Below are 9,159 nucleotides of genomic sequence, written 5' to 3' on the forward strand. Positions count from 1 at the left end.
ATGTACTAACTAGTACAATTAAGCAAAACAATGAGGAACAAACGATGTATTCAGCTATAGCACTATCACTACTTGGATTTTCCACAACGGTGATTGGAAGTTTGCATTACTTTCTAAAAGTAAAAAAGAACAAGCCGCCCAAAAATCCTATCATCCTTATGCTAGCACTTGCCGCAGGTGTCCTTTTGGGGCTAGGTGCAATTATCAGTGGGATTATAAATATGCATTGGAGCTTTGTTTTCGTTGTCTTAATGTCCAGCTTTTCCATATTTCTTGGTGGTAAATTCATTTGGGTATTCAGTCAAAAAGATACTCCTCTAGGTGATATTGAGGTTGCAATTGGAGATAAGTTCCCACAATTCGAATCAACCACATATGACAACGAGATTTATTCGACTGATGACCTAAAAAATCAACGTGTTCTACTTAAGTTTTACCGAGGTGCTTGGTGTCCATACTGTAGTGCTGAATTAAAAATGTTTAACGATATGAAACCGACTCTGGATCGATATGGAGTTAAGGTCGTTGCGTTGTCGGGAGATACGGCAGAACAAGCAAAAATGCACATCGAACGAGATAGTTTAGATCTTCTTCTTTTGTCAGACCCAGAACTCAAAGTAGTTAAACAATACGGCGTTGAACACCACAAGGCTTTAGGGGCTGACTCGTCTAAAACAAAAACAGTATTAGGGCTGCCATTTCCTACTTCATTTGAATACAAATCAATGTCTATCCCAACATCGATCTTAATTGATGAACATGGTGTCATCCAATGGATAGATCAATCTGAAGACTATCGACTAAGAGCAAGCGAAGAACGATTAACTCAAGCCTTACGCAACGTTTTCACCATTAATAAATAATAAACCGAGAGAATTATTATGTTTAACTACCACAATATTGAAACAGCACCAGAAGCATCAAAGCAAATGATGGAGCAATCTAAAAAATCACTTGGTTTAATTCCAAATTTACATAAAGTGCTAGCAGATGCTCCTGCAACTTATCAAGCTTATTTGAAGACTTATGAGTTATTCACGCAAAGTACACTATTCAGTCCACTCGAAGCTCAAGTGGTTCTGATGACATCAAACTTTGAAAACAACTGTCACTATTGCGTTCCTGGTCATACGTGGATCATGAAATCAGCTAATATGCCAGAAAGCATTATTGAAGCACTACGGGAAGGAAATGAGTTACCTGATGTCAAACTACAAGCGTTGCATGTCTTTACTAAAGAGCTACTAGATAATCGTGGTCATATAGGTGATGAAAAGTTGCAGAACTTTCTAACGGTAGGATACACAGAGCGGCATGCGCTTGAAGTGTTGACAGGCCTAGCTTGCAAACTTATTTCAAATTTCACCAATGCATTATCTCATACACCAGTTGATGGCCCATTAAAGGCTTTTGACTGGACTCACCCTTCAGAGAGGTAAGATCAATCTGAAGAGAGTATCTACTGATACTCTCTTTTAATGGCCGTGTATTTTCATAAGTATATGTGTTGTGGATTAGTAAATTTGGCCACATAGTCAGAACTCTAGGCATAAAGAAAAGTAAGTCAAATTACGAACCTTTAATATAGCCTCATTCCTGCTCTAGCTTGTTATGGGGCATAAACGAGTTTGAAATTGCTAACTCAACAGTTCCTTTAGGTAGCTATTCCGCTTATGAGAGTGACTAGGTGCCTCGGTGATCTGCTTCATATCATCACAACTACCAACGATATGGATTTCACTTTCAGCTCTCGTGATTGCCGTATAGAGCCATGCTCTATCTACTATTCTTCCGTTTTGCAGAGCGATGATGATGCGTGGAAACTGTGACCCTTGAGCTTTATGTAGGGTGATTGCGTAACCCAGCTCCATGCAGTCGAGAACGGATTGTGTTATCTCGACCTTTTCACCTGTATCTAACGTCACTTCACCGTAACTATCACCAGAAGGTTTGGCGTTGGTTAGCATACCAAGTGAGCCGTTCTGAATGCCTTTGTCGTAATGATTCTGCGTAAATAACACCTCATCATTCATGCGAAGTGGTAAAAAGAACTTGTCACCATTGATTTCGAACTCAAGACTGTCACTGTCTGGGTTGACCGCTTGCTGGATGAGTTTATTGATTTCTGATACGAGCGCCTTGGTTGGAGCCATGACTCGACTGCTTTCAGGAGATTCTTGGTAAAGCTCGCAACAGACTTTGGCAATGTCTGGTTTACTGGTTTCGTGAAAGTGTATTGCACCTGTGCTTAATTGTTCAGGCACTACTCCTTGATTAATAAGCTTTGAGTATTCGGGGATACCCGTTGAACCTTCCTGCCTCTTGACGATATCTAGTATCGTATTCGCCACCGTTTTTGCTTCAACGATGTCTGCCAACACTTTGCCGCAACCTATTGGTGGGAGTTGATCAGGGTCGCCCGTAAATATCAATCGTACAGAGGGATGAATGTGATTTACTAGGCGATACATGGTTGGTAGGTCAATCATGCTCGCTTCATCGATGACCAGTAGGTGATTGGTTTTCTCAACACTGGGTTCTATGGGGTCTTCACGCAGCAATTTGGCAATGGTTGAGGTAACAAAACCGATGGACTCATGAAGTCTCATTGCAGCACGACCGCTGAGCGCAACGGCGTGTATTTCAAATCCGAGTTGATGGTATGCCCTGAGAGCCGTTCTGAGTACCGTTGTCTTGCCTGTTCCTGCACCGCCCGTAATACAGCTTACCGAATTATCCAGACACGTTGTTACGGCTTCGATTTGTTTAGGAGTTAATTTGTAGGGAAGCTCCGCAACCGCAGAGCAATACGCAGCATTGGCGTTTTCATCAAACAAGTCATTTCGCTTAATCAGTGTATTTAGCCGTTTGGCAACGACACTTTCCATCAGAAGTTGCGCAGTTGGATGGTAGGCTCCTGTGTCGGGATTTAAAATATACTGAGCTTTATCATGACCTGATTGGAACGCTTGAGTGACCAGTGATTTGTCTTTCAGTAGCTTGTTGAGGTAAGGACGCACATTGGCATGAGTGGTATAGGTGTGACCTTTTTCAATCTCCTTGCGAATCGCCATTTCCAGAGCAGCGCTGAGCCTTCTTGGGTCATCCTTCGCAACATCGTTCTTAAAATCCGTTACCTTGATAATATCTTCAATGGCACTGAACGAAAGACCAAAGCCCATCAAAGCATAAGGATTATCCTTAATTACCTCTATGGAGGCTTCACCGTGATGCTTGAGCAGCCGTTGCTGCACACTGGCGGGGATGCTGTGCTCGCTCATCCAGTTGCAATGTGCCAGATTTTTGTATTTGGCGTACCCTCTATAGAGCGCTTCCACTGAATCTTCACTCAGAATCGATGTCAGACGCTTTCTGGACTCTGGGGTGTCATTTTTCAGTGTGGTATGGAAGTCTTTACCCAAGAGCTGCCAGAGTGCCCTAGCTTTGCTTTCGCCAATACCTTTGAAGTCACTCTCTCTGGCGATAAAGCGTATCAGTTGCTCACCAGTTTCGGGTAAGGCGCATTCAACGTACTTGGGTGATTCATAGGTGTGCTGTTGCATCACATAATCATCCATTTCCATATTTTCTATCTGGCGAGCACCTTTAACTGACCAATGCTGTCCCAGCGCAGGTTGTACAGGGATGCTATCGGGGTCGGCTTTGATGGTGACGTAATACTTCCCACTATTGGTTTTGTAAGAGTCCTTCGCCAGCGGTACACCGCTGAATATCACCATCTTGGTCGAGCGATAAGGGATACTGGTTACACGCATTTGGTCTTCATGCAAAGCGGTATTCATCGTGGCATCAACCCCATTTCGGATAAGGTTTCAGACAGCTCACCAAAGCGCTCAAGTCGCTTTTCAAGCTCCTTAACCTTGGCTTTCAGTTCGATATTTTCTGCCTCCAATGACGATAACCGCTTTGAATCGAGAAGCTTTCGATTTGCTGTGTTGTCATAGGCTTGAGGTTTGCCCTCATTCTTCTTGGCAGCGTCGGTCAACGGTGGCAGGACACCTTTACCGCGCAGCTCATCTTCTAAGGCTTTGAGTGCTTTCTTGAGGGCAGGATTTTGGTTTAAAGCCGATTTTCCACAACCAATACCCTTTGCCACTTCAATGCGATTAAGCTGACCTCTAAACACGATTTGTTTAAACTCATCGTCCGTCTGTGTGGCTTTCCAGACCTCAAATGCCTCAAGGTTTTGTTGCGCTTTCTGCTGCCCACTTGCCATTAGTCATCTACCTCACCCAATAGCTTACGAAGCCCTGTGACAAAGCCTCTAGGGAATACTTCGCTATTGTATTCCATGTCTTTTACCTGACCCGCCTGAGTAGTTTGCCAGTCGTTCTTTTCCATACATTCATCAGAAATTGCATACGCTAAGGCTTTTTTCTCTGATTCGGTGAGTACGCCTGATAGGGATGGCAGCACTTCAACACTTGGCTCTGCGGTGGTGTCAAACTGGCGCACAGGGCGTTTGTCGATGGTAATATTGGCGTGTTGCTTGAGCAAATTAACCTCTTTGCGGTAACGGTTACGCTCCGCAATAATTTGACCAAACAAGGCGCGTACCGCAGGGTCTGGGATGCGCTCTAGCAGTTTATTATCCGCAGGGATGGATTTAGACCGTGAGGTGTTGGATAACGGTTTTTTGGTATTGGTATTGTACTTTGCCGCCCATGCTTCGATGAGTGTTCGGTAGTGCTTGTTACGGGTGGCACGCAAAGCCTCATACGCCAATCCGCCATTTTCAGCAGACACCCGCCCAATTTGTGTAATGGAGAAGTCACGCTGACCTGATTCCGCATAGGCTTTCAGTGTGTCGTTGAGCTTATCGAGGTTTTGCTGGGTGCGAGGTACTTTGCCTTCTTTTAAGTCAGCCAGAATGACATCAATATCGAGTTCCATTAGTCCTCCAATAAGTTCGGTAGTGCAATGCCATTTAGATTAATGGCTTTATCAGTCAGTGCATGAATACCCTGAGAGAACAGTTTGTTATCAGTCAGGTATTCACCTGCTTCAATATAGTTAGCCACTTTGCGGTAGCCCTCAAGTTTGTCGTCAGGGTCAGCGATTTTCGCCATCTGACGCAGCATGGCATTGGCAGCGATGAGCTGTTGTTTGTCGTCCATTTCCATGAAAATCGGCTCAAAGCCTTTTTTCATCAGCACACGACTGAGTTGCATCGAGCGCTTTTGAATAACAGGGGTTTTACGCAGTTCGTCCTGTAAATCAGGGTAAAACTCCGCGTCATCACAAAGCAGCGATAAGTGCAGTAATTCAGAGTCGGTTTCGATAAATTTCAAGGCATGGCTGACATCTTGCTCAGAGCCAACCGCAATCAGTTTATCTTTGGTATCATCCTCATTCCTGGCTTCTTCGACGCGAATGATTTTCTGAATCAGCTCAAAACACGCTACCCAGTCTTCGGCATATTCACTTGCCTCGACTTGTTGCTTTTCCCAGCGGCGCTGTAGAGTTTGCAGCTCATCGTGCTTGATAAACGGCTTGCCTTGCTCTTCACAGAAGAATTGTTCGTCTTTTAGGGCTTCCAGCTCACCTTCAATTTCCACCGATAGGTTAGCGGCCTGATGTGCTTTGTAGCTCAGTTGATTGAAGTGCGCATTAAGCGCAGGTAGGTAGCGTGCTTCGGTAATAAACCAGCGGCAGCGGATACAGTTTTCAGCGCCATGTGGCACGCTGGCATAAATGCGATTTGCAGAGGCTTTTGCATCTTTAATCAACTCTCCACCGTTCCAGCACCCGCCAATGGTACTGACTTCATCCGATTTCACGGTGTTGCCTCCAACCAGACACATCCCACACGAGCGTTCTTCCCAGCCAATCGGATTACGGTTAACCAGTGCCGCCTGAATGCTATCATCACTGTGATACACCATCTTGCATTGAATTTGCTCCATCGAGGCATCTTTGAGGAAGTTACGCACCGATTGCTTGGATTTTGCGTCTAGCTCTCCATGCGCTTCGTCCATTTTTTCTGCCATCACTGATGGGGTGATTTTGTTGTAGTAGATAGTCATCAACAGGCGTGTATGCCCCGCCAATAGCTTAGAAATGACAGGCAATGGTAGTTGCGTATCCATTGTATACGCCGTGATGAGTGAGACTCGCAAACTGTGTAAAGGAAAAAGTGTGGCAACTTTAGAACCTTCTTGAGTACCTTCAGGGTAATCCACAACCAGTTTCAAGCGCTCGCCGTTATCCAGTGTATTTCCTTGCTCTGCGAGTTGGTTTTCAAGCGTTAACAGGAGTTGATACCAGAAAGCATCTGTTGCGTTATACGAAATTGGCTTGTGCTTGCCCTCACCCTTTGCTGATGCATCACGAAACAAAAAGGCAATCTCACCCATGCTTTCTAACTGTTTGTCTGATTTTTTAATTCCAGTATGCTTTCTCAGTAGAGTGGTGCAATCGGTGGGCTTTGCAATCGGGTTGTATTTTTCTTGCCAGTTACGCAGTTTTTCCAGCCAGTACAACACTTCCTCGTTTTGCCAAGGAATGATGTAGCCACGCTCCAGTTCATCTTTGTTCTGGTCGGCAGTCTTGTTGGTGTTGATGTATAGACCTGTTGAATACAGCCCTGTCATGGTATCGTGAATTCGGCGGAAGATGCCTTTTCCGAAGGGGCGTTTTTCACTGCCAAGGGCAAAATCATGCTTGGTGTTCACTACCCACTGACCTTGTTCATAGCGCCATGTATCGGCTTCACCACTGTCGAGCATCCGCACCTGATAGGTACGAAGCGGCAAGTGCAATTTCATGAAAACCACCATTGCTTTGACAGGCGACCAAATTTGGTGAACGGTGATTTTCTCTCCTTTGCGAGTCACTTCTTTGGTGCGCCACACGCAGTCAGGGTCGCTTTTATCAATCAGCTCAGGCTCGACTTCAAACCAGTCACCACTTTGAGTTTGTCCTTGACCTGACTGCTGCTGTGCCCAAGTCCAGTGCTTGAAATGGCGGTAGTGATAGGCAGGAAGCAGAGTTTCACTCTCTTTAAGATTTTGCTTAATGACAGCAAGCTCGGTTTTATCTGGCAACGGACAAAGGATTTGGCGCAAATCCTGAATGTAGCGATACGGTAAAGGGTTACGCACGGTTTCCGTAGTATTATTTTGCTTTTTGATTTTGCTGAGCGGGTTTTGAACCAGTGGCACAAGGTTGCCATTGTCATCTTCTTCGGAGAACACTTTTTCAATAACAAAGTCGATGAAGTCACAAGGAATATTCACGCTCGATGAAATTTCATACGCATCTGTAAATCGACCTTTTGCTAGTTTCTCCAACTCTTCACTGGAGCATTGATATCCCTTGTAGCCCTTAAAAAACAAATCTATATTGTCAATGGCATAGGGTGCATATTCAGCAATATAAGCCTCAAAGAAGCGGCTTAACGCATTCCGCTTATGGTGAATACCAGTGGTTTGTGTCGCCATCCACTCAGCAGCCAACTCCTGCCATTGTTGCCACTCCGCACCAAGTGTGGTCAACATCCATGAGAAGGTTAAATCCGATGATCGTCCGTCATTTTTTTTGCCTTTGATAGCCATTATTTACCTCTAAATTTTGGATGCTTGCCAGTGAAGTACCCCTGCGGGTCGATGTCATCAAAGCCATGCTCAACCAGTGCTTTCCAATCGAGCGCTTTGACTTTGGATTCAGGGTTTGCCAGTTGTAGTGTCGCTTGGGTCAGTTCATCAGAGATTTCCTGCTGACCTTTGCCTGTGTAGGGAATTTGTGAATCTAGGGACTTATGGTGCATGCAGCGTCGAATCACCAACGGGTTCAATCCTGAGCGTTCTAATCGTCTACCGTAATTATGTCGATGCCCATGTGGATCTAAGCCTTCTGCCTTGCTCGGCTCTAAACCAATGCGCTTCAAGCCGTTGGCGTAGTTATCATGGAAGGCGTTGATGGTGTAAGGGTTGCCGATAGCGCTATGATGAAACGAAATAAACGCATAAGGGTGATGACAGTCGATGCTGGCTCGGTACTTTTGGTAGTTTTTCCAAAGTGACATAAACACTTTGCCATAGTCAGTTGGAAACCATTGAACCTGTATGTAGTTGTCTTTGTGGTCAACCACACGGTTCTTCCAACCAAGATGAGCTGTGCCTTTCATGCGCTGGCGAGGGATGCGAGCATATTGCTCCTTTAGATATGCTTCTCTGTTTGGTGTACCAGAACGACTTCGCCAACCATCAGGGGCTTTGCCATCTATTTCGTTGTAAATTCGAATGATAGCACTATCTGGCTCATAGGGATCTTCAAACACGTCTGTCACCCAAAGCGTTAAAGCTTCACTTTCGCGTAACCCGCCACCGTGCATGAGAAGGAGTATTAACTTGTCCCTGAGTGCCACTCGTGGGTCGCTCGCGCCACCGATGCCATTTATATAAAAATCTTCCCAATGCTTTTCAGGAAAGGCGATGGCGTCATCTTCGGTTTTGGTGAGCGGCGTGCGTCCTTTAATGGTTCGCGCCTTACGGATGGTTTTGTTCACAGTCTTATCTTCGATATGACCAAGGAAATCGTTTTGGTTTTTGCGATACCATGCAGCGTAATTCAATCGCTGCTCATGCGGGGTAGCATTACGCAAGGGATTCATGGACGCAGTGCCGTGCTTGTTTGCCAACCAATCGGTGAATGCCGTCAGTCGGTGAATGTGCTTATTCACGTTACTTGTTGAACTTGGCACCCAATACAAACCAGAGGGGTCAAGTCCATCCTCACCAATCGTTCCTGTGTACAACCGCTTAGAAAAGGTCTGGAAAAGCAACTTCGGATCGTCAAACATCCCTCTATTGGCTTCCATGTAATCCAACAACAAGGACACTGCTTGAAGAAATCCATTCATGACGGAGTTACTCACACCGTCTGCCTCTAGCTTGAGTAGGTAGTCTGTGACCGTACTTAACTCTCCTTGCTCAGTTAGCAAGATAGGCAGTTGGCTTTTGATGCCCGTATTGTCCTCTACAATCGTTGCTCTAACTTTTACTGATGACAAACTAACCTTCCGTGTACATATTAAACATATAATACACTATAGTCCTACTCTGTGTATCGAGCAAGAAAAAGGCAGATTTCTCTGCCTTAATACACAATATACACTCTTTAAGTTACTATATATAA

Annotated in this window: 7 protein-coding genes; 2 read left to right on the forward strand and 5 right to left on the reverse strand. The window is 45.0% G+C overall.

Features of this window, described 5'->3' with window-relative positions:
* Both AB4493_RS20995 and AB4493_RS21000 read left to right on the forward strand, forming a co-directional pair.
* Positions 1-863, forward strand: an 863-nt coding sequence (locus AB4493_RS20995) for a peroxiredoxin family protein (protein ID WP_206747370.1), incomplete at its 5' end; no start/stop codon positions are given.
* 18 nt (positions 864-881) lie between these two features.
* Positions 882-1,439: a carboxymuconolactone decarboxylase family protein gene (locus AB4493_RS21000; protein WP_102366903.1), complete on the forward strand. Its 558-nt coding sequence runs from the start codon at positions 882-884 to the stop codon at positions 1,437-1,439.
* A gap of 198 nt (positions 1,440-1,637) precedes the next feature.
* On the opposite strand, the gene AB4493_RS21005 is transcribed toward AB4493_RS21000, so the two are convergent.
* From AB4493_RS21005 to gmtY, 5 genes are read right to left on the reverse strand one after another with little or no spacing between them, the layout of a single operon-like run.
* Complete coding sequence (locus AB4493_RS21005; protein WP_372149291.1) at positions 1,638-3,803, reverse strand: AAA family ATPase; 2,166 nt, start codon at positions 3,801-3,803, stop codon at positions 1,638-1,640.
* Positions 3,800-4,237 (reverse strand): VPA1267 family protein, encoded by a 438-nt coding sequence (locus AB4493_RS21010; protein WP_372149294.1) that lies wholly within the window; start codon positions 4,235-4,237, stop codon positions 3,800-3,802. The genes AB4493_RS21005 and AB4493_RS21010 overlap by 4 nt, the downstream gene beginning before the upstream one ends.
* Complete coding sequence (gmtX, locus tag AB4493_RS21015) at positions 4,237-4,914, reverse strand: gamma-mobile-trio protein GmtX (RefSeq protein WP_372149298.1); 678 nt, start codon at positions 4,912-4,914, stop codon at positions 4,237-4,239. The genes AB4493_RS21010 and gmtX overlap by 1 nt, the downstream gene beginning before the upstream one ends.
* Complete coding sequence (locus AB4493_RS21020) at positions 4,914-7,577, reverse strand: integrase family protein (RefSeq protein ID WP_372155761.1); 2,664 nt, start codon at positions 7,575-7,577, stop codon at positions 4,914-4,916. Before AB4493_RS21020 ends, gmtX begins: the two co-directional genes overlap by 1 nt.
* Positions 7,577-9,034: a gamma-mobile-trio recombinase GmtY gene (gene gmtY, locus AB4493_RS21025; RefSeq protein ID WP_372155762.1), complete on the reverse strand. Its 1,458-nt coding sequence runs from the start codon at positions 9,032-9,034 to the stop codon at positions 7,577-7,579. Before gmtY ends, AB4493_RS21020 begins: the two co-directional genes overlap by 1 nt.
* Positions 9,035-9,159: the final 125 nt, after the last annotated feature.

It is taken from the genome of Vibrio sp. 10N.222.55.A1 (assembly GCF_041473835.1).
Classification (GTDB): Bacteria; Pseudomonadota; Gammaproteobacteria; order Enterobacterales; family Vibrionaceae; genus Vibrio; species Vibrio crassostreae_C.

Excerpts from the sequence above, each read along its gene's own strand:
- AB4493_RS21000 (WP_102366903.1), top strand. The coding sequence starts at position 882 with ATGTTTAACTACCACAATATTGAAACAGCACCAGAAGCATCAAAGCAA.
- gmtX (WP_372149298.1), bottom strand. The coding sequence starts at position 4,914 with ATGGAACTCGATATTGATGTCATTCTGGCTGACTTAAAAGAAGGCAAA.
- AB4493_RS21020 (WP_372155761.1), bottom strand. The coding sequence starts at position 7,577 with ATGGCTATCAAAGGCAAAAAAAATGACGGACGATCATCGGATTTAACC.
- AB4493_RS21010 (WP_372149294.1), bottom strand. The coding sequence starts at position 4,237 with ATGGCAAGTGGGCAGCAGAAAGCGCAACAAAACCTTGAGGCATTTGAG.
- AB4493_RS21005 (WP_372149291.1), bottom strand. The coding sequence starts at position 3,803 with ATGAATACCGCTTTGCATGAAGACCAAATGCGTGTAACCAGTATCCCT.